Source organism: Deltaproteobacteria bacterium, from assembly GCA_016213065.1.
Classification (GTDB): domain Bacteria; phylum UBA10199; class UBA10199; order SPLOWO2-01-44-7; family SPLOWO2-01-44-7; genus JACRBV01.
Window position 1 is genome coordinate 1 of the sequence record JACRBV010000098.1, and the last position, 25,107, is coordinate 25,107.

The window sequence follows — 25,107 nt, forward strand, 5'->3', positions numbered from 1 at the left end:
CCCTGCGGCTCCAACAAAAAATACAAAAAATGCCACGGGGCGTAATTCAAACGAATATCTCCTTTAGCTCTAGGTCCACCGTGTGCTAAAATGGCATTCATCTTGCATAACTACTGAGATTTAGAGGAGATTATGCCGCCACCGGATTCGAGTATAGCACAAGAAGCCCTTCCTTTTTCAGGACTTAACACGATTATTGCGAAATACAGTGATTTGATGCTGGCGGGTTTAGTCATCATCGTTATGGCGATGATCGTCGTTCCACTCCCCAAACAGCTTCTTGATGTTCTGCTCACAATCAACCTCACCATGGGCATTGTGATTTTGCTCGTGGCTCTCTACATCAGCGACGCCCTTCGCATTGCCTCCTTTCCGACTATTTTGCTGATCGCCACACTGTACCGCTTGGCCCTCAATATATCGACAACCCGTTTGATTCTTGCGGAGGGAGATGCGGGTCACGTGATCGAAGCCTTCGGACATTTTGTGGTGCGCGGTGATCCGATCGTCGGGGGAATTTTGTTTATCATCCTCACCCTCATCAATTTTATCGTGATCACCAAAGGTGCGGAGCGTGTTTCCGAAGTGGCCGCCCGTTTTACATTGGATGCCATGCCCGGGAAACAAATGTCAATTGATGCCGATTTGCGCGCCGGGATTATCAATATTGAACAGGCCCTTGAACGCCGCTCGCATCTCCAAAGAGAATCGCAACTTTACGGAGCCATGGATGGTGCGATGAAGTTTGTAAAAGGAGATGCGATCGCCGGCATCATCATTATTTTGATCAACATTATCGCGGGTCTCATTATCGGTGTGACGAGGCGTGACATGGAGCTTGGCGACGCGGTCAATCTTTATACTCTTTTGACGATTGGTGACGGTCTGGTTCAACAGATCCCAGCCATTATCATTTCTGTTTCTGCCGGTGTGGTGGTAACCCGCGTGTCTTCTGAAATAGAAGGTTCCAATCTGGGACGCGAAATTATCACCCAGATCACCGCGTATCCGAAAGCGCTGATTATCGCGGCGGTTATTTTAATTGCCTTGGCATTGGTTCCCGGCCTTCCCAAAATTCCGTTTATTATTGTGGCCGCTTTTTTGGGGACGATCTCTTTTCTGCTTATCAAATCGAAACAGAAAATGGTGCAACAAGTAATAGACACGCCCAGAGAAGAGGTGGTCAAGAAGGCGGTCAAAAAACATGGCGACGTTCTTCCTTTTATTATGCCTTCGCCGATTTCACTGGAAGTCGGTTCCGCTCTTATTCCTTTTGTCGATGACAAACAGGATGGCGGGCGCTTCATCAACGAATTGATTCCTCTGTTACGCCACGGACTTTATTACGAACTCGGCGTTAATTTCCCCGGCATTCAAGTGCGCGGGCAGACGGTGGATATGGAACCCGAGGCGTATGTCATCAATATCAACGAAGTGCCGGTCGCCCTCGGGAAAGTCATGCAGGGGTGCATTCTGGTGGGTGAACCCCTCGAACAACTTTCACTCTTTAATGTGACGGGGACGGAAACCATTCATCCCATTGATGGATCCGTGGTGACGTGGATTTCTGCGCAATACAAAGATGTGGCGATTCAGGCGGGGTTCAGAATGTGGGATATCGCGGAATATCTTATTTTGCATCTCTCGCACGCGTTGCGCAAACACGCGCAGGAATTTTTGGGTGTGCAAGAAGTGCAGACAATGCTCTCAGAACTTGAAAAAACACACCCGGCGTTGGTGAAAGAATTGGTTCCCAAAGTCGTCACCCTTTTGCAATTGACTGAAATTTTCCAAAGACTTGTGCAGGAAGATGTGGCGATCCGCGATCTCAAAACCATTTTTTCAACTCTGGCGCAGTGGGGTGAAATTGAGAGAGACACGCTGATGCTGACGGAGCACGTGCGGGCGGGCCTCAAACGATATGTTACGCATAAATACGCGGGCTCCCAAAACACGCTGGCGGTTTATCTTTTGGATCCTGAAGTGGAGGATATGATCAAGAATTCGATTCGCCGGACGGAGAAGGGAAATTATTTGGCGCTGGATCCGGAAATTACGCAGGAATTAATTGAAGCGGTGGGGAAAGAAATCGCGTCGCATCCGTTTCCTCCGGGAGCGCGTCCGCCCGTGATTTTAACAATCGCCGAAATCCGCCGCTATTTCAGAAAAATCATCGAACTCGAATTCCCACAACTCTCTGTTTTGTCCTATCAAGAACTCTCCGAAAACCTACGCATCCAACCCATCGCCCGCGTAACCCTCCCGCAAGAAATGATCCAAAAAGCCGTGGCTTAACTTTATTCCAAAATAAGATTTGCCAATGTGATGATGGCGAAACTTAGGACTACGATACCTAGACCGATCATGCCGATTTCCATGGGTGTGAGATGTTTGGAGACCTGCGCCGGAAGAGGGTAGGCGTTGCCTGCGGCGGGTTGCCATGTGGGAATCTGCTCCAAAATATCTTCTGTTTCTTGCGAAGATTGTTCGGTTGCTTCTCCTTCTTCTTCCGCCGCCTCATCTTCTGTTTTTTGTGGAGCAGGTTTTGTCTGAAATTTGGGAGAGAGCGGCGGGCGTTTTTTAAGAATCTCTTCGCTGATTTCCTTGATATTGATCTCTTGGGGATTTCGAAAAAGAAAAACAATGGTTCCCAGCGCGAGTCGGTCTCCATCGTGCAAATATTCTTCGGTAATCCGTTTATTATTTACATACGATCCGTTTTTGCTTTCCAGATCAACAAGCGCAATGCCCCCCCAACGCTTGACAATCTTGGCGTGAGAGCGGGAGATGACATCTTCGTTAACGGGAAAATCAGATGCCGGATCTCTTCCAATAATCATCTCTTCGGTATCATCGGAGAGAAAAAAGCGTTTTCCCTCGGCACAACCATTCAACACTTCCAGACTCGGAACGGTTTCCTGATCGACCGCGTCGAGTACTTTTTTCAGCAGTTTGATTTCGAGGATGTCAGCATCGGTCACCTCTTCCTCTTCTTTCATCGATTGCTCGAAAAATTCATCAGTCCGGATAAAACGCAGAGTAAAGTTTCCAATGTTTAGCCGATCGTTATTTTTGAGAAGCATTTTTTCGTTTGGTTTGACGACAAGACCATTCAGAAGAGTGCCGTTTCCGCTTCCCAAGTCCGAGAGATAATATTGATGGTCTTCCAGAAAAATTTCGGCGTGATCTCTGGAGACGCTGGCATGTTGCAGAGAGATATCGCTTTCCGGCAATCTGCCGATTTTTACTTTATCGGTCAGTGCAAAGACCTTTTCTTCTTTTTTTCCGATCTCTGTTAAAATTAATTTCGGCATTTTATTTTTTGTTCCTCAACAAACTGTTTTGCGAGCAATTCTTCTGTTGGAAATTTTCCCTGACTGGCTTTCAAAAAATTGCAATATTGTTGTCCCGCCTCTTCCACTTTACCATTTTTTGCCGCAAGCAATCCCAGATTATAATTGGCTCTCGCGTAATCGGGTTGGACCGTCAATGTATACTCCCACTCTTCTTTGGCCTGATCTGTTTTGCCAATTTTTAAATAGCAAACTCCCATATTATAGGTGGCGTCGGCGTAACCCGGGTTAACCTCTTTGGCTTTTTTGAAATAGTCAATTGCTTCCTGAAAAAGCCCCGCGTCCATTTTTAAAACGCCCAGATTAAAAAAAGCCTTCTCGTTTTTCGGATTTTGCTCCACCACTTTTTCAAAAGCCGCCTTGGCTTCATCGGTCTTTTTTTGCTGAAGATAAAAAAGACCCAGTTGAAGTTGGGCATCTTCGATTTTTGGATTGAGTTCGATGGCCTTCTGAAAACAATTCTGTGCTTTGAAGGGATCACCCATTTCCGTGTAAAGATTTCCCAGTGTTTTCCAAGTTTCGGGATTGTTGTTGGCGTTAAGCGCCAGCCGATAACGGATTATAGCGAGATCATATTTTCCCTGCTGACGATACATTTCCGCCAAACGCAGATGAACCAATTCCAGATTGGGATTGAATACGGTGGTCTTCTTAAATTCCGATTCGGCATTCGACCAATATTTCTGTTTCTTCTCTTTGTTGTACATCTCCAGCCAGACCAGACCCAAATTGTAATGGGGGTCTGCCATGAGGGGATCTATCTTCACCGCCCTCTGCGCTTCCTTCAGCGCATCTTGCAGGCGTCCCTGAGTTAGATAAACAGCGGCCAAGTGACTGTGCGGCGAAGCGTAATTTCCGTTGATGCCGATTGCTTTTTGAAAATATTCGGTGGCTTTGTCGTTCTCTCCCTTGATTTTATAAATCAAACCCAAGTTGTTGTAGGGTTCCGCGAATTGGGGAGCCAATTCAATAGCGGTTTGAAATTCAAAGATTGCTTTTTCCAAATTTCCCTGACTGAGGACCGTGATTCCCTGATTATTGTGATAAACGGATTGTTCCGATGGCAAAATGGATTTCTTTTTTGCGAATGCGGGTGTTCCGGCAATGAAAAAAGTTAAAATAGAAAAAATTATTGTCCTTTTAAACATGTGTTGATCTCCTCTGCGTGATTTTTAAATTGTCCGGCCAATGTGGATTGCCCCAATTTTTCATACGCTTGTGAAAGAGCAAGGGCCGTGACGGGATCTTCCGGAACCAATTGTGCCGCCTGTGATAATTCGGCAACGGCCTTTGCCGCGTCTCCCTTTATGAGGAAACGATTCCCCAATACAAAATGAACTTGCGCCGACAGGAAACGGTTATCAATGCCTTCCTCTTCTTTTTTAAATTTATTTTTTCCCTCAGAACCGGTGTTGCGTCCCTGCTTGGCTAAAGCTCTCAGTGTGCTTTCCGAATTCTCCAGATCTTGTCCGTAAGGTGCTCCGTTTGATTTATGATAGAGACTTAAAAAATTATAAATATCCATCAGACCGCGGTAAGCCATGGGATATTGATTATCCTCGCGTCTGGATTCCTGAAACCAAATCATGGCCACTTCCATTTTGTTTGGGTCATAAGAGGTTAGGGCCTGCATCCCCTTAATATAATTTTCATAAGCACGGATATTATCGGTTTCGTTTTCGATGGCCTTCAATGCGTCCATATTGATTTTCTTTTTCAGACCGATCTTGCCAAAAATTCCAACCGCGGCTTCACGAAGTCCCGTGAAAAATTGTTTGTGCAAAGGGTAGGGGGTCTCCACGGTAAATTGGGCGATGAGTTTGTCTTTGCTGTCTTTGAGTTGCACAAAAATACGAAGCCAGTTTTGTGTGTGTTGAAAAAGTCCGTCAATTTTGAAACGGACAGGATGTTCCGGCGGAAGATAAAGGGTATTCGATTCCGGCATGGCACCAACATTTGAGTCGGTGTTCAGCAGACGAATGAGCAAATTCGCTATACCTTGAGAAAGCCAATCGTCTCCTGTCACCCCCGTGTCATCACGAAAAGGGGCAACGCCGATTAAATAATTTCTATTCTCAATTTGGCGCACCGATTCCCGTTCAAAAACTTTAGACCAGTTGATGCAAGCGGTTGGGGAATCAGGTTTAGATGAGAATATTTTTTTTGGTAGAACTTTGCCGTGAGAAACAACGGGTGTTGCCAACAGAAAAATAGAGGCTGTTATGGTTAGCGAAAAACAAAATATACGGTTTTTTTTTGTCATTCCCGCGTAGGCGGGAATCCAGACGCCGTCCCGACGAAAGTCGGGAACCAGCAATGCATTACTGGATCCCTGCCTTCGCAGGGATGACAAAAAGAAAACTCGCCATACCATGCTTAAAATCTGAGCCAACATGGAACCAGTATGCTTTATGCGGGGCAAGAGTTGCAAGTTGGAAAAAGCAACTTTTCTGGAAAAATACCGATAACAACAATATGAGTGGTGGACCTGTAACTTAACCTTAACGCCTGTGGAAACAGCCACAGAGGCGCTGATTCGTCTTGATTTAACCGCGGTAGGCGACATGTCGAGCGCGGAAGCTATTGTTGGTCTTTTGGAAACTCTTTCACCAACCGCTACCCCCCACCAAACCAGTTTGATTCAAGAAGCCCATGCACTGTTTGGGAATAATCATTATATAAGCCCCGGACAGGAATTGCCTTCCGTTGCGAGGCGACGGTTTTCGGCGGTGGCTCCGCTTGCGGCAATGCCGATTCCCGTTCCTCTCAGAGATTATCAGGAGGCATTTGTTCAGCGCGCGATGGATCGTTACGGTCAAGGGCAGGATCGTGGACTTTTGGTTTTGCCGACGGGGGCCGGGAAAACAATGAGTTCCGTGGCACTTGCGGTTCGTTTAAGTCAAGAGTGGCAAGAAGTGGCCACCTTTCGAGGATTCTTTGAAGGGCCCGGCCACGGCTTTGTGTCCGCAAACTGGCGGCGGATTTCCTCTTTTCTGGATTCTCAGATGCGGCCCTCCGGAATTTTGTATGTAACCCACCGTGATTTTTTACTGGATCAAGCTCGTGATGCTTTCTCGGGTGTGTTCGGCAGTGCGAACGTCGGTCTTTTTCAAAGAGATGTTCGCCAGACAGATCGCCCAATTCTTTTGGCGAGTGCGCAAACACTTTTTCAAAACTTGCAAGCCTTGCCGACAAATCGTCACGGTTTTTTAATTTTGGATGAAGCGCATCATTACGTTCCCGAAAATGTGTGGTCGGATGTGTTGAAATATTTTGGTTTCATGGACGCCAACGGTGGGATTCACGGGGTGTGGCCAAGGCTTGTAATCGGAATGACGGCAACACCGGACCGGCTTTCGGGAACGCCGCTTGTCAATGTCTATGGACCGGAGGGGCTTTTGCTCGCGGTGGATGCCGAAGATCTTTGGCAAAGACAGGACAGGGTTTTATTAAAACCCCAAGCCATCCAGGTTGAACTGGACCAGCCCGTCAACACCCTTTCCGGTAGAGCGATTGGAGATATTTTGGGAAAACTTTTTTACGAAACGCTCAATTGGGGAAACCGGTTTTATCACACACTGGTTTATGTGAATGCCGTGTCGCAAATTGAGGAAACGGTGGAGGCGTTAAATAAGATTGAGATCTCCGCGGCGGGACTTTCGGGGGAAACGTCCCCTGACAAGAGAGAAGAGATTTTGGATAAATTTCGGAAGGGTGAAATTCGTGTGCTGGTCAATGTGGGAGTGGCCGGAGAAGGATTTGACGTGGCCGGTGTTGAGTTGGTTGTTTTGGGATTTGAGTCGGAATCAAGAACGAGAGTGGTGCAGGACATTGGGCGCGCGATGCGCGTGGATTCCGCTCATCCTTCAAAGGTGGCGTGGGTGGTGGACTTGGGTGGAAATCTTGCAAGGCATCGTTTGAATATCCACACACAGGAAGCTTATGAGGTTGAGGGGGCAACGTTTGTGCGCAAAATAAAAGTCAAGGGAGATGAAGAACCCAAACCAAGACATCCTGATGCGGAAGGAAAAGTTTTGGATGCCGGCACGGTTTTGTTTGCCGGTGCGCGTCCCGTCACAACACAAATCCGGGACGCCTTTACAAAACTTGACGTCAGCGCCGGTGAGATCCAGTCTGCGGCGTACCGGCTTGGAATTTCCGCGGATGTGATTTTTGCGTACACGAACGGTTTAAGGGTGCCATCGTCTTTGTCGGAAGTGTTGGAATTGGCACCGCAGGTTGGGGATCAACAAGGAATTTTGCACGAAGCGTGGGCCAGAGAAAAGGCGGCCCAGATGGATTTGTCTGATCCTCTGCCCGCGAATTTGACTCCGGTTTCAACCGCATTCGCACAATTTTTGAGATTTGCGCTTTGGTACAAACACGAGGGAGTGACGACACGAATTGCCGGTGCAGAGCCCGCAACAGTCCGTGGCTGGCTGGAGGGGAGATGGGAAAACTACGCGCCACACAACGAACTTTGGGAAGAAACCTTTCAGAGGATTTTTGCGGGTTTTGAAATTCCGGGGAATCGAAAAGAGTTTTTGGGTTTATTGAATGATTTGTTATCCAGCCATAATTATCCTTTGTTTGAAGATTGGATGGTATCGGGAACGAAGGAACAAATTCTTCTCTTTCGATTGAAGGCTTTGGCCAAAAGACTTGGCCGCTCGCCGACGATTGAAGAAGTGAACAGCGAACCCGGCATGGCTTCGTTAGGAGCATACCGAAGGGCCTTTGGAAATTTCAATGCGGCCCTTCGAGCAATGGGGTTTGAGGTTAATTGGGAAAAATACACTCGTGAAAAACTCCTTGCCGATCTTCAGGCATTGGACAAAAAACTTGGTCACTCACCGACGGTGAAAGAAGTGAAAAGCGAACCCGGCATGGCCTCCCGCGAAACATATGTGAGAGTCTTCGGGAGTTTCAATAAAGCCCTCGAGGCCGCGGGACTGTCCACACGAAAACAAAACAAAAAATTGTGATGGTGAAAGGCAATCAGAACCTTTCAATCCGGTACCGTCGCAACCCAGAAGGGAACTTTTTCAAAGACTTCAAAATAAGAATGTGGTAGAAAATTTATATGACGAAAAAAGGACTTCAAAAAGAAATTCAAAGTATTACGAGACAACTTGTTGAAAATTATGGTGCCAAAAAAGTGATCCTTTTTGGTTCTGCGGCCAGAGGAGAATTCAGCGAAGATAGTGATTTGGACTTTCTCATTCTTAAGGACAATATTCCCTATTATGGAAAAGACCGTCTTTTGGAGCTTGATCGTCTCATAAAATACCGTTTACCAACCGATATGTTTGTTTACAGCCTTGACGAGTTTGAAAATCTTCAACAGATGGGGGACCCTTTTATCCAACAAATTCTTCAGGAGGGAAAAGTTCTCCATGGCTGAAAAGAAAATATTCATGGAATGGGTGGGGAAGGCGGACGAAGATTTTCATTTTGCCAGTGCCTGCCTTGATGATGAAATCGAATATTTTGGACATATTTGTTTTCATTTTCAGCAAGCCACCGAAAAATATTTGAAGGCTTTTATCATCTCCAAAGGTTTGCCTTTGAAAAAAATTCACAATCTCCTAGTGTTGCTCGACCACTGTTGTCAGAAAGATTCATCATTCGAAAACTTGAGAGAATCCTGTCAAGATCTCAATCGCTTTTACTTGGACACGCGTTATCCAGCTCATTGGCCGACAAAATTTACAAGACAAGACGCACAGTCCGCTAGACAGTCCTGCGAGGCGGTTGGGAAGATTGTAAAAATAAAAATCTAGTTTCAAAATAAAATATTCGTTTTTGCATATACAAGTTTGTCATCCCTGCGAAGGCAGGGATCCAATAATTTTCAGCTTTTCTGGATTCCCGCCTTCGCGGGAATGACAACAACCAACCCATTATCTTCATTTAGGGCACATCCGGAAACCGTGATAATTGGGAACCTCCCAAAACTGTCCAGATGCTAGGCGCTTGCAAACCCGCAACCGGAGCGTACCTTTAATGGTACGTGAGGATTGCGGGTTTGCGGGCAACAACGCAGATGGACAGTTTTCGGAGGTTCCCTTTACCCTTTTTATAATTTGTGTTAGTACTCACCGACAATATGGCCGATGAAGACAGAACTCTGCTTTTTGGAGGTGGCGAAGGCACGAAAGGGGTGAACCCTCCCTATGTGGTGATTGCTGATGGTCCGCATAAGGGCGCCCGTTTTCCCCTGCAAGAGGGGACGAATATTATTGGCCGTCTGGATGAATATCAGGTTGTGTTGGATGACCAAAGTGTCTCCAGAAAACATTCCGAAATCGTATTTGTTAACGGGAGTTGGACCGTCCATGATTTGGGGAGCAAAAACGGAACCTATGTCAATGGCGCCCAATTATCTGAATCGGTTGTGGTGGGTCACAAAGATTTAATTCGCGTTGGAATTTATACCCTTCGTCTCATTACTCAGGAAATCACACAAGATGAAGAACTCGAAGTTTCCGCACAAGAAATTGGCGAGTGGGGGACCGTTGTGGTTTCGCCGGGTAAAGAGGGGGGAACAGCCCAAATAGGTGTGGAACCCGAAGTGACATCACCTCATTCTCCTCTGGAAGAAAGTGATGAACTGCAACGCAAAACTTTTATCAAACGTCTTGGTGAAAAAAGAGGATGGCTTCCCAAAGCGCGGATTTGGATTTTGGGTGCTCTTCTTTTTTCCGTGGTGCTGATTGCGGGACTCTATTTTTACTGGACAACGATTCTTGCGCCACAGGGAGAAGCGGCGAAAAAGGTTAAGGCGGTGCCTCCTCCTGTCGCCGCTCCAACGCTTGAAATTCAAACCATTCCGCTCGGACCTCCGGAACCTCCCAAACCTCAAACCGTTCCCGTATTTCTGGATTGCATTGCAAATCCTTTCCCAGCGACGGTCCGTTTTCAGGAAAAGGAAATTGGTAAAACGCCTCTTAAGGTCAATGTCGAACTTTTGCCCGAACAGACTTATGACATGGAAGCCACTTTCGATATGGCCGAGATTCAGGAAAAATATACCGACCGCCTTCATTTCACCGTGGATAAAAACCAGTCGATCATCCCGCTTTTGTTTCGCGCGCCGATTGGAACCATCAAAATTATTTCATTGCCGCGGGATGTTTCGCTCTATGTCGAGGCTTATTTTGAATACAACAAATTTCAACCCCGTTCCGTGAAATTGCAAAATGTTGTTTTGAACAAACCGGTTTATGCCCCGTTTGGGCGTTACATTTTGGAACTGCGCAAACCAAAACAAATTGGGGGCGATGCGGCCCACCTCATCGATGATATTATTTTCAGACGCGAGTTTATTTTGAAAGAAGACCAACCGACGTTTGCGCTCGATTTAACGGAGGGAAATTTACAGCAATTCCCGGCCGAAATTCGTTCGATCCCGCCCGGCGCGGATGTTTTTATCGATCAGCAAAAAGTGGGAGTGACACCGTTTACGGGAACCTTGCCCGTGGGGACACATAAGCTGACACTGCGCAAAGAGGGATATTTCGAGGCCACGCAAGATATAACAACTGATATTAACACTCCCTTCAAAACGGAGTTGACGTTGAAAACTTCGCCCGCCGGAGAAAAATTAAATACGGCCAAGGCAAATTTGCGACAAGGATTGTATCAGGAGACGGTTCAGGCTCTGTCGGATGTTTTTACATTAAACCCTTCCCCGCGTGAAACAGCGGAAGCGCGCTATATGTTGGGAAAAGTTTTCCTGCAGTTGAAAGATTATTCAAAAGCTCAGGGCTATTTTACGCAGGCCATGGAACACGAAGATTTTAAATATCCGGCGAAGTTGGGCATTGCCAATGCGCTTGCGGATCAGCAACTCATGCAACAGGCTTTACTGCCGCTTGTGGAAGTTTTGCTCAATGCAAAAGAGGAGGGAGTGCAAAGAGAAGCGCATGAGGTGTTGAGAAAAGTTTCTCCGCTTCGCTCGGTTGTCTACATCCAGTCAGACCCCGTCGGAGCCGCGATTTATTTGAATGACAAAAAACTGGAACAGGTGACGCCGGTTTTACTGCACGAAATGGCGCTTGGAAGTTACCGCATCCGAATCGAAAAACTGGGCTTTGAATCACAAACTCTGACCATCAATCTATCCATCAACGAATTCAACCCTGTCCTAGCAAAACTAAAACCCCTGCCGCAATAATTGCACATTCTCTTTTATGCAAATTGTTCAGCCGGTTTGGAAAAAAAATCTTCGAGAGAGATGCCGTCTCCGCCGATAAGCAATTGTTTTTGGGGTTTGAATTGCCTCGCAAAAGACTCCATTCCCGAATAATTTTCTCTTCGCCGTCCGCTCTTCACTTCAACAGCGGCAAGGGTTTTCCCTCTGGAAATCACAAAATCGACTTCCTGATTTTTTTCTCTCCAATAAAAAACGTTTCCAAAGTCTCCGATGAACGCGTTGATGAATGCGGCACCAACAGCCGATTCCACCAGATGTCCCCAAAATTCGCGATCAGCCAATGCCTCCTTGAATGTTACTCCCACCGTTGCCGTCATCAGTGCATTGTTGAACACCTGAAATTTCGGACTGGACCCGCGGCGCCGCACACTTTGGCCCGCAAATTTGTTGAGTCCGCAAAGCATCCACGCGTTTCCAAGCAATTCCAGATAGTGCGCGAGCGTCGTGGTATTGCCCGCATCCTGCAACTGCCCCAGCATTTTTTGATAAGAAAGAATCCTGCCTGAATATTCACAACCCAAATGAAACAAACGGCGAAGCAGTGCAGGTTTGTCAATGCGTTTCATAAGGAGAATATCTTTTGACACGCTTGTCTCAATCAGAGAGTCTATGACATAGGATCTCCAGCGTTTTTCATCCTCCACGAGAGGCGCCGCTCCGGGATAACCGCCGAAAAAAATATATTTTTCCAAATTCCAGCCGAAGGCGTCACGCATTTCGGCATAAGACCAGTGTGGAATATGAAGGACTTCAAATCGGCCGGCCAAACTTTCCGTCAATCCTCTCTGTACCAGCAGAGGGGAGGAACCTAAAATAACAACGATCAGCCCTAGCTCCGACAAAGTATCACTATCCCAGAGATACTTGACCGTTTCGGACCAGCCCTCTATTTTCTGCAGTTCATCCAAAACAAGAATGGCCTTGCCCATTTCTCTAGTTTTTAGACGCCCTATTTCCCACTGTTGTTCAATCCAAATCCTGTCTCTAATCGAAGGATCATCAGCCAATGCATAATGAATAGGAACATCCGTGGCTTGGGTTATTTGACAAATCAAAGTGGTTTTCCCCGATTGCCGCGGTCCTGAAAGCACCTGAATAAAGTGTCTCGGTTCTTTAAGTCTTTGTAATATCTTATTAAAATAGCTTCTTTGATACATATGTGTATGTGTGAGCAAAATTACTCAGGACATTGAGTAAATTTACTCAAAATAAAAGAGGGCTGTCAACAATCAATTAGGGATAAGTTGTAAGTTGCTGGAAAGATCAGAATTTGTTAAAGTTTCACCATGGCTACTTTGACACAACCTACCATGGGTTATCCAATTATCGAAAAACTGATTGATTCTGAAGTCTTTGACGATATTAACCGTTCTTTTTCGGCTGTGTATTAAGTTTTGGAAAAGATTTCCAAAGAAAAGAAGGGACTTAAACACAATAAAGAGGCCAAAAAGGCGATGGTTGCTTTAGAGAAAGTCGTTGATTTGCTTAAGGAATTACTCCAAATCAAATATCGGCTTCAAGAGGAAGTCTCCAAAGGAACAAAAAAAGGAACCTGAAACGCAACTTTCACCTGCAGGTGTGCCGATAACTATAGTGAGTGAGGATCTGGCTTTGCCAGTCCGAGCGAAAGGGGCGCGGGGGGAAGGAGCGGAGCGAGTCGTTCCCCCCGGTATAATCATGGAGACTAAGTTTTTATGACATTGCAACCAATCAATCCGATAGAGATTCAAAGAAACCAAGGGGCCTTGGGTTCTGCAGGAAAAGCCAAAGCCATGGAGTTTGGAGATTTTTTGGGTGGGGTTTCTGCTTTAACTCCTTTCGCAACCGAATTTACAGCACAAGCAACCGGGAATGTGAATGCCGCAACGGTTTTGAACGCGGCGTTTGCTTCTTTTCCTGCCGCGGCCGGCTCCTTTGCCGGTGCCGGAGGTGCTCCAAGTTGGTCTTCAGCTGGTTTTAGTCCTTACGGACTTCCTCCGGGGCTGGGTGGTTTGAGTAACAGTTATGCGGGGGGTGGCGGTGCAATGGCTCAGACTGTTGGAATGCCCAACTATCCTTACACAGCGGGAGGCGCAGGCAGTCCCGCCGTGCCGGGAACCGGTGGTGCCATGAGTCAACAGCAATTGATGGAAACCATGAACCAGAACAACCTTCAGCTCATTGAATTGCAGGCAATGATGCAGAGCAATATGCAGGTTTGGAATACGAAATCGAATATTTTAAGTGCCGACCATAGAGCCAAATTGTCGATGATTGAAAAGTTCACGGCACGTTAATAGAGGTCGAACATATGAGATTGTTGCGAACTCAAGAGGAGCGTCTCCAGATGGACGCTCCTTTTTGATTTTTGCATTTTAAAAGGGGGGATATGATTTCAATGAAAAAAGAGCATTTGGCCTTGATGATGGAAGCAGGTTACATCTATCTCGGGATGCAGCGTTTTAAAGAAGCCAAAGAAGTTTTCGAAGGACTCATCGCGCTAAAATCGGACAGCGAAGTGCCATTGGTGGCTTTGGCGGGCGTCTCTTTTTGTCAGGGGAAATTGGTGGAGGCGATTCGTGTCTACCGGAAAGCCATCAAATTAAATCCGGAAAGTATTTATGCCAGAGCCTATTTGGGCGAGGCTCTCTTTTTTGCGAAAGAGAAACCGGAAGCCCTCAAACTTTTGAAGGAGGTTGACAAAGAAGACCCCAAAGGAGTGGTGGGCGATTTCTCAAGAGCCTTGCTTGAAGCAATTCAAAAAGGTTTTGATCCTGAAAAATTATCACAAATGAAAGAGGTTAAAGAATATTATGCAAAGAAAAAGAAAGAGCAGAGTAAAGAGCGCCCTCACGGTTAAAGGGAGTGGTGAAAAATGCGGGTCCTGCCAGCCGCACGGGATGCGTCTCCCCGAAAAGGGGCCCCTCGCACCCCGCGCGGCTGTCACCCGCATTTTTCACCATGCTCTTAAACCGTTGCTGATTGTTTGTTTATTTTTGGCCGCCTGCAATCAGGAGGCTCTTTATAATAATTTGAGTCAGCAAGATGCCAACAAGGTGATGGTTTTGTTACAGCAACATGGCATTGAGGCCACACTCTCTTCAGAGGTGCGCCAAAATGAAACATTTTGGGCCATCAAAGTCGACAAAGAAGTGCTCTCCAAGGCAAGAGAATTAGTGGTTACCAGCAACGTCATTTCAGAACGTTCTCCGGGACTCAAAGAGGTTTATCAGGCGAAGGGCTCCAGCGGCTGGATCAAGACTCCCGCGGAAGAGCGGGCTCGCTACATTTTGGCGACGAAAGGGGAAGTCATCAATTCCCTCAAAAAATTACCTGAAGTGGTGGATGTGGATGTTGTGCTCAATGTGCCGCAAACCTTCGAGTTTGGATCTGCCGGTGCCGAGCAAAAACGCACTACGGCTTCTGTGGTGATCAAAGCACAAACACCTCCTAGTGGAGAATCGTCATTAAACGAATTAAAAATTCAGGAATTTGTGGCTAATACCGTGGAAGGACTTTCCGCCAGAGATGTTTCTGTGTTGATTGATCGTATGGCTCCCATGGGAACAACCTTGCGGCCCGGCCAAACTATTACACTTTCGCCTTCCGGTTCCCCTCCGAAAGTGGGCACTGTCACGGAAGCAACTGCCGCTCAAACCGGAGTACATTTAATGGGACTTAAATTGGACAGCGAATCGCGTGAAAGACTCAAAATTTATCTCATCATCTTTTTTGCGATTCTTATTGTTTTATCGGTGGCGCTCATTGTGAGCATTGTTCAGGCGAGCCGTGTCCGTCAGGAGTTAAAGTCTCTGAAAGGCGGCGAACAGAACGCCATTGAAGGCCAAGTTTTAGAGGGGGAGAATCCAAGACTTCGTGCAGGTACTAAAGAACGCAAACCCGAAGAATGAAGCAACTTTTGCATGCTGATGTGCCGATAACTATGATGAGTGAGGTTATTTATGGATTTTCAAGGTGTCAGACCCGATTTTGTAAAATATGAAATGCGCCAGACAACCGGCACACCGGCGTGGCAGAAAGAGGTTAGGAAGCCCGGAGGTTTTGGACGTTTTCTTTCCGGTATTGGGAGATTATTTGGTGCCATCGCGGCACCTCTTTCCTTTATCTTTCCTCCGGCCGCGTTGGCCACCGCGGGTATGTATGGTGCCTCTGCCATTGGGGATCAAATTCAGACAAAATCCTATCAGAAAACAATGGAAGCGCAGGCCAGTCGCAACGCTCAGAATGTTTCGTTTCCGGGGTTGGGTGTGCAGTCGGGTTTTCAACCGACCAGTGCCGGCATTTCGCCCCAAAATGATAGGATCATGAACGTTTTATTTTCCCGGGATAATGCTTCAATGTCGATGGCCCATTCGTTATAATGAAAACGGTGATGTATGACCAATATTCGCAGAACATCCAATATCTTCCCGATTAAAAAAGGGAAAGCCGTTTCGGAAAGCAAAGAGGCGGAACAGACAAACGCTTCTTCGCCTTTTTCTGTGAATCCGACTCAGACGCTAAAATCATTAACGGAACGCCGCAGTAGGCAAGAAACAGAAGAACAGCGTTTAGCCCGTTTGCAAAGAGCGTTGCAGGATTTTTCCCAAGAGGCGAGAAATCATCTTCCGCGGCCTATCAGCGAGTTTGAAAAAAAGATGCACCAAAAAATGCTCGAAGAAGGTTTCCCCGATGTGATTGCCAATGAAGCCGGCGAAGAAGCGGTGGAAGTATTACTCGAAAATCGCCGTGTGCCGGCCACCCCCAAAAAAGCCTAGTTAAAAGATATCCGAGTCCTTCAATCCCAGCGCGTTCATTTTTCGATATAAAATACTTCTCGAAATTCCCAACTCTTTTGAAGCCCTGCTTTTATTTCCACGATACCGTTTCAGCGTGGCAACAATCACTTCTTTTTCGCAATTTTTAATATTGGCTCTCAAGTGGGAGAACATGTTCTGAGGCTCTTTCGAGCTGTTGTGATACATATGCGACGGGATATGGCTGGCATCAAGCACTTCATCGCGGTGAATGATGAGCATATTTTCAATCGTATTTTTCAGCTCGCGCACATTCCCGGGCCATGGATAACTCATCAATTGTTGCAAGGCTTCAGAAGCAAAATGGCGCACCCCAAATTTCGGACTCAGATTTTTGAGGATGTGTTCCACAAGCAATGGAATGTCCTCCGGTCTTGTGCGTAAAGGAGGAATATAAATTTCCACTCCCTGCAAACGGAAATAAAGGTCCTGTCTGAAAGTTCCTTTTTCAATCATTGTTTTGATGTCGTGATTTGTTGCGGCAATCACGCGAAAGTTTGATTTGATCTGTTTGTTGCTTCCGACCGGTTCGACAATCTTGTCTTGCAGAACGCGGAGCAATTTTGCCTGAAGGGTGGGGGACATACAGGCAATTTCATCGAGAAAGATATCGCCTCCATCGGCCTGAATGAATTTACCGTCCCGCGCTTGCGCGGCGCCCGTGAAGGATCCTTTTTCGTGTCCAAATAATTCTGATTCGAGAAGATTTTCCGGAATAGCGGCGCAGTTGACGGCTATAAACGGGCGCAGGGGATTTTCTTCCTGTTTGTGGATGGCGCGGGCAATGACCTCTTTTCCAACACCGCTTTCACCCATGAGCAACACAAACGTATCGTTTCCTTTTAGTTTTGAAAGTGTTTCGCAAACACGGCGCATGGCGGGCGACTGACCCACGATGCCGTGAAAACGATTTTCCGAATCTTTGACTTTTTGAAGCAGAACCGTTTTTTCCCAATTAAGTTTTAATGTTTTTTCAACTTTTCCCAGTGCCCGGAACAAAACGGGAGCATCAACGGGTTTGGTGACATAATCCGAGGCGCCCAGTTTGATGGCTTCCACAATGCGCTGACTTTGGTTGACACCACTGACCATGATGACTTCTTGATCCTGATTGGTTTGACGAATTTTTTTGAGGACATCGAGACCGCTTCCGTCGGGCAACTCCATATCGAGGAGAACAACATCGTAGACTCTTGAGTTCCACTTTTCGTAAGCTTCTTTGCAGGTGGCGGCAAAATCGAGTTTATATTTATTGAACAGGAGCAATTCTATTGCCGCTTTGGCTCCCTCTTGATCTTCTAGAATCAACAGACTTAATCTTTCTTCGCTCATTTTTCCTCCTTGGAAAGGACCATGGACCATAGACAATGGACCGTGGACCTGTTCAGTGTTTAAGTTTTTAGTCCATAGTCCATAGTCAATGGTCCATAGTCCTGTGTTTCCTTCTCCCTTGGATAGAGCAGTTTTCGTGCCAGATTGTTGGATTGGATTTTTTTAAAAAGATTTTAAAAATCAGTGGGTTCACAAAATCTCTTTCTTCCCTCTTTTAGAGAGTGTGTCACTTTTAATACACATGTGTACTGTTTGTGCAACAAAAAACGCGGAAGTTGCATATGTTAACAGGTAACATATGCAACCTTCATGTGGGAGTTTGGTGCTCTTTGCTGTGCTGTTTTTGGAGTCTTGGCACCCCGATTTTTTCAATTTTTCAAAAACGGATTAGGAAGCCAATAAGAAACCCTAAATAAAATGCAATAAAATCAATGAGTTATTCGATTGCTTGATTTTAGGGGAACTCCTTCTGCTTGGCATGGTTTCTGCAATTTGAAGCTTGGAGAATTTGAAGGGGGACTATGGCAAAGCAGGCTCTGAAGTCAAAACCGATCGTTGGTAAGCTCAAGGAAATTGTGCGACGTGGTTCTTCCTCTCCCGCACCCAAAGCCCCGTCTGCACAAAAGTTGACCAAGAAAGAGCTCGAGTCTTTGAAAAAAAGGGATGAACTGATTGCACAACATATGCCTTACGCCGCATCGATAGCCAGCCGAGTTTATCAAAGTCTTTCCTCCGTGGTGGAATATGATGAAGTTTTGTGCTCGGCACGTTTGGGTTTGCTTGAAGCTTCCAAACGTTATGATGCCGCCATGGGTGTCGATTTTAAAACGTTTGCCTATTACCGTATCAAAGGAGCTATCTATGACGGGCTTCGCAAAGCAGGCTGGATTCCGCGCACTCTTTATACCAAATTGAAATTTGAAGAAGCCGCCAATGATTATCTTCAATTCATGTCTCACAATGCAGAACAAACGGGTATTCCTTTTGATCCAAGCGAGCATGAAATTTCCGAAACCGTAAATAGTTTGGCTTCAATCTATATTATTTCTCTGGATTCCTCTGATGATATTGATGTGGAAGATACCCATGCGCCGAATATGGAAAAGAATGTGGAACTGCGCCAGATTCGTCTTCATATGCGCGACGCCATCAATTCGCTTCCTCCTGTCGAAAAGAAATTGGTAAAAATGTATTACTTCCAGAATAAAACGTTGGAAGAAGTGGGCGAAGAACTCAACCTTTCCAAATCGTGGACCTCCCGCTTACACGCGCGAGCACTCAGTTTGTTGCTTAAACAAGTCAAAGTAAAAGGGGAAAATCCAAATGGGGAAGAAGAGAACGGGGGCGAGGAGAATTTATGATAGCCGAAAAATTAGCATCGCAAGTTGTTCAAAAAGCCGTTGAAAATACACAGGCGGAAACGAAACCCCTTTCAAATAATGGGCCGAGTTCTTTTTCCGAGATGTTGCAAAACACCGGTGAAGAACAGGATTTCGTTAACATGATGGGGATGAAGGATACAGAAACGGTTTCCGGTCAGACTCAAGCCATTTCTGCCGAGAGCATTCCTTTTAATGCCAACAACAGCAATGGAAACCAATTCGAACCGGGCCAAGGGCAAAAGGTGACAGATATGCTCGCAGATTTTAACCAGCAACAGGTACACATGGATAATTTGGTCAATGATGTTTTGTACAGCGGGAAAAAATTTAGTAATCAGGAATTGTTGGCCATTCAGGCCAGCGTATTTCATTATAGTCAGATGACCGAATTGACCGTGAAAGTGGTTGAGTTGGGAACTTCCTCGTTCAAGGGAGTTATGAATACACAAATACAGTAAGTAGTAAGTAGCAACCAAAGGTTGCGAGAGGGGGAGGCTCCAACGGCTTTGCCGTTGGAGGGGGCGACGTGAGCCCCTAAAAAAGACATTATGGCGACACATACCATGCATCTTCAGGCAATTGCGGCATTAGCCCTTTTGGAGGGAAAAGAAGAAGCCTATTCTCTTTTGGGATATGCGAGTCCTTCTCTTCGTGAACCGCTTCAAATTCATTTGGAAAATTCTTCCGCTCAATCACTTCAGGCGCTATACGCTCAGGAAATATTTTCCGGCATCAGCGAAATTCATCCCGCTTGGCTACTGGAAGCTCTCAAAAAAGAATCGCCCCGTGTTATCGGCGTCATCTTAAGACATCTTCCGTCGAAACATGTTCGCTATTTGCTCGAACATTTGCCGCATCAAAAAGTGATTCAACTCCCCAAATTGGTTGAAGCCTTTTATGTTCCAAATGAAATTTTGAATTTGATTCGCCGCCGTTTCGAACGTCATTTTGTTCCGTTGAAAATGTCGCATCAAATTCAAACATTCGAATTTGGTCATCTCTATTATTTGAAGATTGAAGAGTTGACTCTTCTGTTTCGTGAATTGGGTTTGAATGAATTGGCTCTCTCTCTTGTGGGGGGGACAAAAACAATTTTGAAAGCGATTTTAAATCGTTTTGGATTGCGCGAAGCGAAGGAAATTTTGAGCCGCGTGAAGGTTTTTGATTCAGAAGACAAGTGGTTGTTAAATGATGCCAAATACTCTATCCTCGAGCTTGGGGGTGAAGAGTTGGGGATCGAATCTTTCTTAAGGGAATTGGGTTTAAAGGCCTTGGCGAAGGCCTTTTCGCGTTTCGATACCTTTCTTTTCGAAGCACTCCGCCAAAAACTTTCGCCGGATAATGCTCATCTTTTGAAACGTTATTTGGAAGAATACCGTGGTCCACTTTCATCGGAGAAAATTACCAAACGTCGGACCCTCGTTTTGTCTTCTTTGAGAAAATTAAATGAAGAAGGAAAACTGGATGCCATTTGGACCGAATCATTAAAAGAAAAAGCCGCTTAAACAGGAGCGCAAAAACAATGCAAAAGAAAATTGTAAAAGGATCAGAGCTTGTGGAGAAGATGGGGCTTAAAAGCCAATTGGCTGTGAAACCCATGAGATCACTCGGCGTTTCTCTTCCTCATGAAGGCGGAGTCATTCGCAAAGAAGAAATGGTTGCCCAAAGCAAAGTGGAAATTATTTTAGCGGAGGCGCAAAAAGAGGCCGATCGGATCAAGGCAGAAGCCGAAAAACTTCTCTCACAGGTTCAGACCGAAATGGAGAAGGCGAAGAAGGAAGGTTATCACGCAGGCAAAGAAGAGGGTCTTGCCGAATGGACCGAAGAAATTTTGAAGGCAAAAAAATTGAAAGAAGATTTTTATGCTTCCGCGGAGCCGGAAGTCATCAAGCTTGTGATGTCGATTGCTGAAAAGGTGATTGGAAAGTTAGTTCAAGATCATAAAGAAATTGTTTGTTCGATTGTTCATCAGGCGCTGGAACATTCTTTGGGTGACAAGATTGTGATCAAAATGAATCCGGAAGATTTGAAACGTTTGGAAAAAGAAGATTTGGAATTTCGTGATCTTATGGACCGGACCAAACAGGTTCATTTCAAGGAAGATGAAGCGATTGAAAGAGGGGGTTGTGTTGTGGAAACGGAAGTTGGGACCATTGATGCCCAGCTGGAAACCCAACTCAAGGCGATTCGCAAAGCCTTAGGGGTGTAAGATGGAACTGCCTGTCATCGATTTTTCAAAATATCACCACGGTTTGTCGGCGATCTCTACCTATAACATCAAAGGGAAAGTCACCGAGTTGACGGGTCTTGTTGTGCGCGCCGTCGTTCCGGGTGTGCGCATCGGCGAACTTTGTTTCATTGAACCGTATCACGCCAAGCAAACCATCAAAGCGGAAGTGGTTGGCTTTCGTGATCAGGAAGTTTTATTGATGCCGCTTGGTGATCTGGAAGGGATTGGTCTCGGAAATGATGTGATCCCGACCGGGCGTTCCTTGACCGTGCGTGTCGGTGAAAATTTGTTGGGGCGTGTGCTGGATGGTTTGGGAGATCCTCTCGATGAAGATAAAAATGGTCCGCTAAATTGTATCGAAGAATATCCGGTTCATGCGAGTCCGCCAAAAGCACTCAAAAGAGAACGCGTTTTAACTCCCATTTCTTTGGGTATCAAATCAATTGATTCGATGCTGACTGTGGGCCAAGGTCAGCGTATCGGTATTTTCGCGGCGGCCGGCGTTGGTAAATCAACGCTGATTGGTATGATCGCCCGCAATACGGAAGCCGAGATCAATGTGATTTGTCTGGTGGGAGAACGTGGACGCGAACTTCGAGATTTTTTGGAAGCGGATTTGGGAGAAGAAGGATTGAAACGTTCTGTGGTGATTGTGTCCACATCGGATCAACCCGCCCTCGTCCGTTTGAAAGCGGCCTATGTGGCCACCGCAATTGCCGAATATTTTAGAGATCAGGGAAAACAGGTTTTGTTGATGATGGATTCTGTGACTCGTTTCGCGAGAGCTTTGCGTGAAGTGGGTCTTGCTGTTGGAGAACCTCCGGCGAGACAGGGTTTCACTCCTTCCGTTTTTTCAACGCTTCCGCGTTTGCTGGAGCGTTCCGGCAATTCCGAGAAAGGTTCGATCACGGCGTTTTATACTGTGTTGGTAGAGGGAGATGACATGAACGAACCCGTGTCGGATGAGGTGCGCTCCATTCTGGATGGTCATATTGTTTTGTCCCGCGATTTGGCGGCTAGAAGTCACTATCCCGCCATTGATGTCTCCAACAGTATCAGCCGCGTTATGGATTCGATCATTGATGAAGATCACAAAATAGCTTCCCGAAAATTGCGGGAGGTGGTGGCCAACTATGAAAAAGAAAGAGATTTGATTTTGATCGGAGCTTATGAAGAAGGATCGGATCCGAAGGTGGATTATGCGATCGAAAAAATTGATGAAGTGAATAATTTTTTAAAGCAGGGTGTAGAAGAAAATGTCGGTCTTGAAGAATCCGTAACACGTTTAAAGGAGATTTTTGAATAATGGCCGTCCCACGCTATCGCCTAGCCGCTTTATTGCGTTTAAGAATTCGCGAAAAAAAGAAAAGCGAAGTGGAGTTGGGTCGCGCGATGATCGCCCTTCAACAGGCGAAAAAAAAATTGGAAGAGCTTAAAGAAGAGAAGGAAGAAATCAGGAAGGAACAGAAACAGGCAAGACACAAAATGGATGTGGAGATGTCCGGTGGGGGGTTGGTGGGAAGCGGTTGCGTGCATGTCAATTTTTTGCGGAAGTTGAAAGAAGATGAAGTGGCCAAAGACGAGGAGATTGAAGATCAAAAAGAGGTGATTGTCGAAGCGACAGAAAAGGTCGCACATTGCAGAAGGGCCTATATCGAGGCTTCCAAACAGCTTCGAATTATGGAGAAACACAAAGACCTTTGGGCCAAAAAAGTGCGCCACGAAATTTCAAAACGAGAAGAAAAAGAAATGGATGAACTGGGACAGGCGATTCATAGTTTGAAAAGATGGAGAGGGGAAAAATCGGTGTTTGAAATATGAAGATTTAAAGCGTATCTCGTAAATGTTGTCATCCTGAACCCTTCGCCAGCATTGTCATTCTGAGCGAAGCGAAGAATCTGCTCGTGCTCAGGGTAAACTCCGTAAAGGATCTGTTTGATAACAAAGTAGATTCGGAGCACAGCGAGGAATGACAAGCACGCAGGGTAATTTATGAAATGTGCACTAGAAATTTTCCGAAAGTAAATATGGGTGAAGAAACAAAAAATATTGATCGTAAAACGATGGATCGTGCGGATCAGATGCGTGAGGCGGATAAACCGAAACCGCCGCGCAAAGAGGGAAAAAGTCCCTTTGATGAATTGCTTGATCAAAATCGTCTTGCTCAGCAATCAACACTGGATAACAAATCTCAAACCAAAACGGTTACCCAACAAGCCGCGGCCGAAGTGGAAAGACAACAAGAACGTCAGAAAGATCAATCAAAAGATCGTGACAAGGAAGAGGATCCCAAACAGGAATCGCGTGACGGTCGCAAACAAACCGACATGGTTGGGAAAAAAGTTGTCGGAAAAGCGGGTTTGAAAGAACAAAAAGGAGAATCGGGAGGACAAGGTTTTGAAGGAGGGGGCGGTGGAGGTCACAAAAAATCTGGGCGCCCAGCTATTCAGGGCAAGAAAGAGATGGGGGCAGGTCAAACAAACGCGCTCGGCAACAAGGCTTTTGCACAGGCTTTTCAAAAAGCTTTGGCCCAATCCGCCAAAGATCTTCCAAAAACTCTGCCTCAGGAAGTTTTGAATCAGGTTGTCCGCTATGTGCGGATTGGCTTGAATAAGCAGGGAAACAAGGAGGTCGAACTTGACCTACATCAGAATGTTTTCAAGGGGTTACGTTTGCGCTTCAGTTCGAATCGTGGTAAGGTGAACATGCATTTTTTGGCGGCTAACGCGGGGGTTCGGGATCTTTTTGAAAGAGAATCACCGCAAATTCGGGAGGCATTGGAGAAAAAAGGAATCGCCGTCGAAAATATTCGCGTCACTTAAAAAATGAACATCAAACCATTTCGATTTCGCCTCGAAAAAGTTTCAGAAGAACAAAACCGGATTGTGAATGGGCTTCTCGAATTTTTGCCGGCAACCGGAGCGCGTGATCACTTCCAACTCGCCATTCGCAAAGCGCTTCATCAATATATCCCCGATATTCGCTACTATCTTGAAAAAATCGAATTTGTGAACGCGCATGACCTGATTTCCAATCTTCCTCCCATTTGTACTCTGGGCGTTTTGGGTCTTGAACCTTTTTCTTCAAAATCCTTCGTCGAAATCGATCCGGTCTTGAGTTCTTTGGTCATTGATAAATTGTTGGGTGGTACAGGAGAAGGGTTGACGGAATTGCGCACACTCACGGAGAGTGAACAGGGTGTGATCGAATTTTTGCTACTCAAACTTTTGTCTCAAATTCATAAATTGTGCGGCGATCAGGCGAAACTTCATTTCCGTCTGGATCAAATGGTTTTGGAATCGGCGAAACTGCGTCACCTTGTCAAAGATGATACTCCGCTTGTGGTGCTCAAAGTTCATGTTGCGTTGTTCAACCACGCGGGCTTTGTGAATATCTATCTTCCCAGTCCATGGGTATTGGAAGGTTTTTTGAAGGAGATTTCCGAAGAGAAAAAATCTTTTGAACATCAGGAGATGAAAGAAAATCTGAAACATTTTGAAAATTTGCCGGTCACTCTCTGGAGCGAATTGGGTGAGACGGTTGTTTCTTTTAACGATTTAAAACAACTCGAAGCGGGAGACGTTCTTTTGTTCGATGAAACGGGTATTGTAAAACGGGCTGATGGATGGCGCGGCGAAGTGAAAATTTTTACAGGTTCCGGAGGATCAGGTGGAATAACGGCGTTGTGGGACGGTTTTGAAACAGGAGGACTGTGCCGGTTAACGGGTAGTCTTTCAGGAGGATTTCATGGTTAAGAAAAAAGAAACACACACGGAAGATGTTACCGAATCTCATC

25 protein-coding genes are annotated in these 25,107 nt (G+C 45.9%); 20 read left to right on the forward strand and 5 right to left on the reverse strand.

Features of this window, described 5'->3' with window-relative positions; genetic code table 11:
- Together HY877_05720 and sctV are read left to right on the forward strand one after the other, a co-directional pair.
- The coding region (locus HY877_05720; GenBank protein MBI5299772.1) for an SEC-C domain-containing protein at positions 1 to 45 on the forward strand (45 nt) is incomplete at its 5' end.
- Between the two features lie 87 nt (positions 46 to 132).
- Positions 133 to 2,295 carry a type III secretion system export apparatus subunit SctV gene (gene sctV, locus HY877_05725; protein MBI5299773.1) on the forward strand — a complete coding sequence of 721 codons (2,163 nt, stop codon included), beginning with the start codon at positions 133 to 135 and terminating at the stop codon, positions 2,293 to 2,295.
- A gap of 2 nt (positions 2,296 to 2,297) precedes the next feature.
- Here sctV and HY877_05730 read toward each other — a convergent pair whose 3' ends face one another.
- Genes HY877_05730 through HY877_05740 form a run of 3 tightly spaced genes read right to left on the reverse strand, consistent with a single transcriptional unit; the run spans position 2,298 to position 5,748 of the window.
- Entirely contained in the window at positions 2,298 to 3,314 is a 1,017-nt protein-coding gene (locus tag HY877_05730) for an FHA domain-containing protein (GenBank protein ID MBI5299774.1), read from the reverse strand.
- Positions 3,302 to 4,501 (reverse strand): tetratricopeptide repeat protein, encoded by a 1,200-nt coding sequence (locus HY877_05735; GenBank protein ID MBI5299775.1) that lies wholly within the window; start codon positions 4,499 to 4,501, stop codon positions 3,302 to 3,304. Before HY877_05735 ends, HY877_05730 begins: the two co-directional genes overlap by 13 nt.
- Entirely contained in the window at positions 4,483 to 5,748 is a 1,266-nt protein-coding gene (locus HY877_05740; GenBank protein MBI5299776.1) for a hypothetical protein, read from the reverse strand. Before HY877_05740 ends, HY877_05735 begins: the two co-directional genes overlap by 19 nt.
- Positions 5,749 to 5,863: 115 nt before the next feature.
- On the opposite strand from HY877_05740, the gene HY877_05745 reads away from it, so the two are divergent.
- The 4 genes from HY877_05745 to HY877_05760 all read left to right on the forward strand — a co-directional run bounded on the left by HY877_05745 (position 5,864) and on the right by HY877_05760 (position 11,532).
- Positions 5,864 to 8,338 (forward strand): DEAD/DEAH box helicase family protein, encoded by a 2,475-nt coding sequence (locus tag HY877_05745; protein ID MBI5299777.1) that lies wholly within the window; start codon positions 5,864 to 5,866, stop codon positions 8,336 to 8,338.
- A gap of 98 nt (positions 8,339 to 8,436) precedes the next feature.
- Positions 8,437 to 8,757 (forward strand): nucleotidyltransferase domain-containing protein, encoded by a 321-nt coding sequence (locus tag HY877_05750; protein ID MBI5299778.1) that lies wholly within the window; start codon positions 8,437 to 8,439, stop codon positions 8,755 to 8,757.
- Positions 8,750 to 9,136 (forward strand): HEPN domain-containing protein, encoded by a 387-nt coding sequence (locus tag HY877_05755; protein MBI5299779.1) that lies wholly within the window; start codon positions 8,750 to 8,752, stop codon positions 9,134 to 9,136. The genes HY877_05750 and HY877_05755 overlap by 8 nt, the downstream gene beginning before the upstream one ends.
- Positions 9,137 to 9,441: 305 nt before the next feature.
- Positions 9,442 to 11,532, forward strand: coding sequence for a PEGA domain-containing protein (locus tag HY877_05760; protein ID MBI5299780.1), 2,091 nt, complete (start codon positions 9,442 to 9,444; stop codon positions 11,530 to 11,532).
- A 14-nt stretch (positions 11,533 to 11,546) separates the two neighbouring features.
- Here HY877_05760 and HY877_05765 read toward each other — a convergent pair whose 3' ends face one another.
- The gene (locus tag HY877_05765) at positions 11,547 to 12,728 is read right to left on the reverse strand and encodes an ATP-binding protein (GenBank protein ID MBI5299781.1); all 1,182 of its coding nucleotides are present in this window, start codon (positions 12,726 to 12,728) and stop codon (positions 11,547 to 11,549) included.
- A 237-nt stretch (positions 12,729 to 12,965) separates the two neighbouring features.
- Between HY877_05765 and HY877_05770 the strand changes: the two genes are divergently transcribed.
- From HY877_05770 to HY877_05795, 6 genes are all read left to right on the forward strand, one after another.
- The gene (locus HY877_05770) at positions 12,966 to 13,127 is read left to right on the forward strand and encodes a hypothetical protein (protein ID MBI5299782.1); all 162 of its coding nucleotides are present in this window, start codon (positions 12,966 to 12,968) and stop codon (positions 13,125 to 13,127) included.
- Positions 13,128 to 13,265: 138 nt separating this feature from the next.
- Entirely contained in the window at positions 13,266 to 13,847 is a 582-nt protein-coding gene (locus tag HY877_05775; protein MBI5299783.1) for a hypothetical protein, read from the forward strand.
- 92 nt (positions 13,848 to 13,939) lie between these two features.
- Positions 13,940 to 14,410, forward strand: coding sequence for a tetratricopeptide repeat protein (locus HY877_05780; GenBank protein ID MBI5299784.1), 471 nt, complete (start codon positions 13,940 to 13,942; stop codon positions 14,408 to 14,410).
- Complete coding sequence (locus HY877_05785; GenBank protein ID MBI5299785.1) at positions 14,364 to 15,461, forward strand: hypothetical protein; 1,098 nt, start codon at positions 14,364 to 14,366, stop codon at positions 15,459 to 15,461. The genes HY877_05780 and HY877_05785 overlap by 47 nt, the downstream gene beginning before the upstream one ends.
- Before the next feature lie 51 nt (positions 15,462 to 15,512).
- Positions 15,513 to 15,932: a hypothetical protein gene (locus tag HY877_05790; GenBank protein ID MBI5299786.1), complete on the forward strand. Its 420-nt coding sequence runs from the start codon at positions 15,513 to 15,515 to the stop codon at positions 15,930 to 15,932.
- Between the two features lie 15 nt (positions 15,933 to 15,947).
- Positions 15,948 to 16,328, forward strand: a complete 381-nt coding sequence (locus tag HY877_05795) for a hypothetical protein (protein MBI5299787.1) — start codon at positions 15,948 to 15,950, stop codon at positions 16,326 to 16,328.
- On the opposite strand, the gene HY877_05800 is transcribed toward HY877_05795, so the two are convergent.
- Positions 16,329 to 17,699: a sigma-54-dependent Fis family transcriptional regulator gene (locus tag HY877_05800; protein MBI5299788.1), complete on the reverse strand. Its 1,371-nt coding sequence runs from the start codon at positions 17,697 to 17,699 to the stop codon at positions 16,329 to 16,331.
- Between the two features lie 521 nt (positions 17,700 to 18,220).
- On the opposite strand from HY877_05800, the gene HY877_05805 reads away from it, so the two are divergent.
- From HY877_05805 to HY877_05840, 8 genes are all read left to right on the forward strand, one after another.
- A complete protein-coding gene (locus HY877_05805) occupies positions 18,221 to 19,060 on the forward strand; it encodes a sigma-70 family RNA polymerase sigma factor (protein ID MBI5299789.1) in 840 nt (279 codons plus the stop codon).
- A complete protein-coding gene (locus tag HY877_05810; protein ID MBI5299790.1) occupies positions 19,057 to 19,539 on the forward strand; it encodes a hypothetical protein in 483 nt (160 codons plus the stop codon). Before HY877_05805 ends, HY877_05810 begins: the two co-directional genes overlap by 4 nt.
- Before the next feature lie 90 nt (positions 19,540 to 19,629).
- Positions 19,630 to 20,586, forward strand: a complete 957-nt coding sequence (locus HY877_05815; protein ID MBI5299791.1) for a hypothetical protein — start codon at positions 19,630 to 19,632, stop codon at positions 20,584 to 20,586.
- Between the two features lie 17 nt (positions 20,587 to 20,603).
- Positions 20,604 to 21,290, forward strand: a complete 687-nt coding sequence (locus HY877_05820) for a hypothetical protein (protein ID MBI5299792.1) — start codon at positions 20,604 to 20,606, stop codon at positions 21,288 to 21,290.
- Position 21,291: 1 nt separating this feature from the next.
- Complete coding sequence (fliI, locus tag HY877_05825) at positions 21,292 to 22,617, forward strand: flagellar protein export ATPase FliI (GenBank protein ID MBI5299793.1); 1,326 nt, start codon at positions 21,292 to 21,294, stop codon at positions 22,615 to 22,617.
- Positions 22,617 to 23,132 carry a hypothetical protein gene (locus HY877_05830; GenBank protein ID MBI5299794.1) on the forward strand — a complete coding sequence of 172 codons (516 nt, stop codon included), beginning with the start codon at positions 22,617 to 22,619 and terminating at the stop codon, positions 23,130 to 23,132. The genes fliI and HY877_05830 overlap by 1 nt, the downstream gene beginning before the upstream one ends.
- A gap of 206 nt (positions 23,133 to 23,338) precedes the next feature.
- On the forward strand, positions 23,339 to 24,133 hold the full coding sequence (locus tag HY877_05835; protein MBI5299795.1) for a flagellar hook-length control protein FliK: 795 nt from the start codon (positions 23,339 to 23,341) through the stop codon (positions 24,131 to 24,133).
- A 3-nt stretch (positions 24,134 to 24,136) separates the two neighbouring features.
- Positions 24,137 to 25,066 (forward strand): hypothetical protein, encoded by a 930-nt coding sequence (locus tag HY877_05840; protein MBI5299796.1) that lies wholly within the window; start codon positions 24,137 to 24,139, stop codon positions 25,064 to 25,066.
- Positions 25,067 to 25,107 lie beyond the last annotated feature (41 nt).

What these genes read in the sequence shown, in the direction of transcription:
- fliI (MBI5299793.1), top strand. Translation starts at nt 21,292, where the DNA reads ATGGAACTGCCTGTCATCGATTTTTCAAAATATCACCACGGTTTGTCG.
- HY877_05795 (MBI5299787.1), top strand. Translation starts at nt 15,948, where the DNA reads ATGACCAATATTCGCAGAACATCCAATATCTTCCCGATTAAAAAAGGG.
- HY877_05750 (MBI5299778.1), top strand. Translation starts at nt 8,437, where the DNA reads ATGACGAAAAAAGGACTTCAAAAAGAAATTCAAAGTATTACGAGACAA.
- HY877_05790 (MBI5299786.1), top strand. Translation starts at nt 15,513, where the DNA reads ATGGATTTTCAAGGTGTCAGACCCGATTTTGTAAAATATGAAATGCGC.
- HY877_05800 (MBI5299788.1), bottom strand. Translation starts at nt 17,699, where the DNA reads ATGAGCGAAGAAAGATTAAGTCTGTTGATTCTAGAAGATCAAGAGGGA.
- HY877_05835 (MBI5299795.1), top strand. Translation starts at nt 23,339, where the DNA reads ATGGGTGAAGAAACAAAAAATATTGATCGTAAAACGATGGATCGTGCG.
- HY877_05780 (MBI5299784.1), top strand. Translation starts at nt 13,940, where the DNA reads ATGATTTCAATGAAAAAAGAGCATTTGGCCTTGATGATGGAAGCAGGT.
- HY877_05765 (MBI5299781.1), bottom strand. Translation starts at nt 12,728, where the DNA reads ATGTATCAAAGAAGCTATTTTAATAAGATATTACAAAGACTTAAAGAA.
- HY877_05775 (MBI5299783.1), top strand. Translation starts at nt 13,266, where the DNA reads ATGACATTGCAACCAATCAATCCGATAGAGATTCAAAGAAACCAAGGG.
- sctV (MBI5299773.1), top strand. Translation starts at nt 133, where the DNA reads ATGCCGCCACCGGATTCGAGTATAGCACAAGAAGCCCTTCCTTTTTCA.
- HY877_05735 (MBI5299775.1), bottom strand. Translation starts at nt 4,501, where the DNA reads ATGTTTAAAAGGACAATAATTTTTTCTATTTTAACTTTTTTCATTGCC.
- HY877_05840 (MBI5299796.1), top strand. Translation starts at nt 24,137, where the DNA reads ATGAACATCAAACCATTTCGATTTCGCCTCGAAAAAGTTTCAGAAGAA.
- HY877_05805 (MBI5299789.1), top strand. Translation starts at nt 18,221, where the DNA reads ATGGCAAAGCAGGCTCTGAAGTCAAAACCGATCGTTGGTAAGCTCAAG.
- HY877_05830 (MBI5299794.1), top strand. Translation starts at nt 22,617, where the DNA reads ATGGCCGTCCCACGCTATCGCCTAGCCGCTTTATTGCGTTTAAGAATT.
- HY877_05730 (MBI5299774.1), bottom strand. Translation starts at nt 3,314, where the DNA reads ATGCCGAAATTAATTTTAACAGAGATCGGAAAAAAAGAAGAAAAGGTC.
- HY877_05740 (MBI5299776.1), bottom strand. Translation starts at nt 5,748, where the DNA reads ATGTTGGCTCAGATTTTAAGCATGGTATGGCGAGTTTTCTTTTTGTCA.
- HY877_05810 (MBI5299790.1), top strand. Translation starts at nt 19,057, where the DNA reads ATGATAGCCGAAAAATTAGCATCGCAAGTTGTTCAAAAAGCCGTTGAA.
- HY877_05785 (MBI5299785.1), top strand. Translation starts at nt 14,364, where the DNA reads ATGCAAAGAAAAAGAAAGAGCAGAGTAAAGAGCGCCCTCACGGTTAAA.
- HY877_05755 (MBI5299779.1), top strand. Translation starts at nt 8,750, where the DNA reads ATGGCTGAAAAGAAAATATTCATGGAATGGGTGGGGAAGGCGGACGAA.
- HY877_05815 (MBI5299791.1), top strand. Translation starts at nt 19,630, where the DNA reads ATGGCGACACATACCATGCATCTTCAGGCAATTGCGGCATTAGCCCTT.
- HY877_05820 (MBI5299792.1), top strand. Translation starts at nt 20,604, where the DNA reads ATGCAAAAGAAAATTGTAAAAGGATCAGAGCTTGTGGAGAAGATGGGG.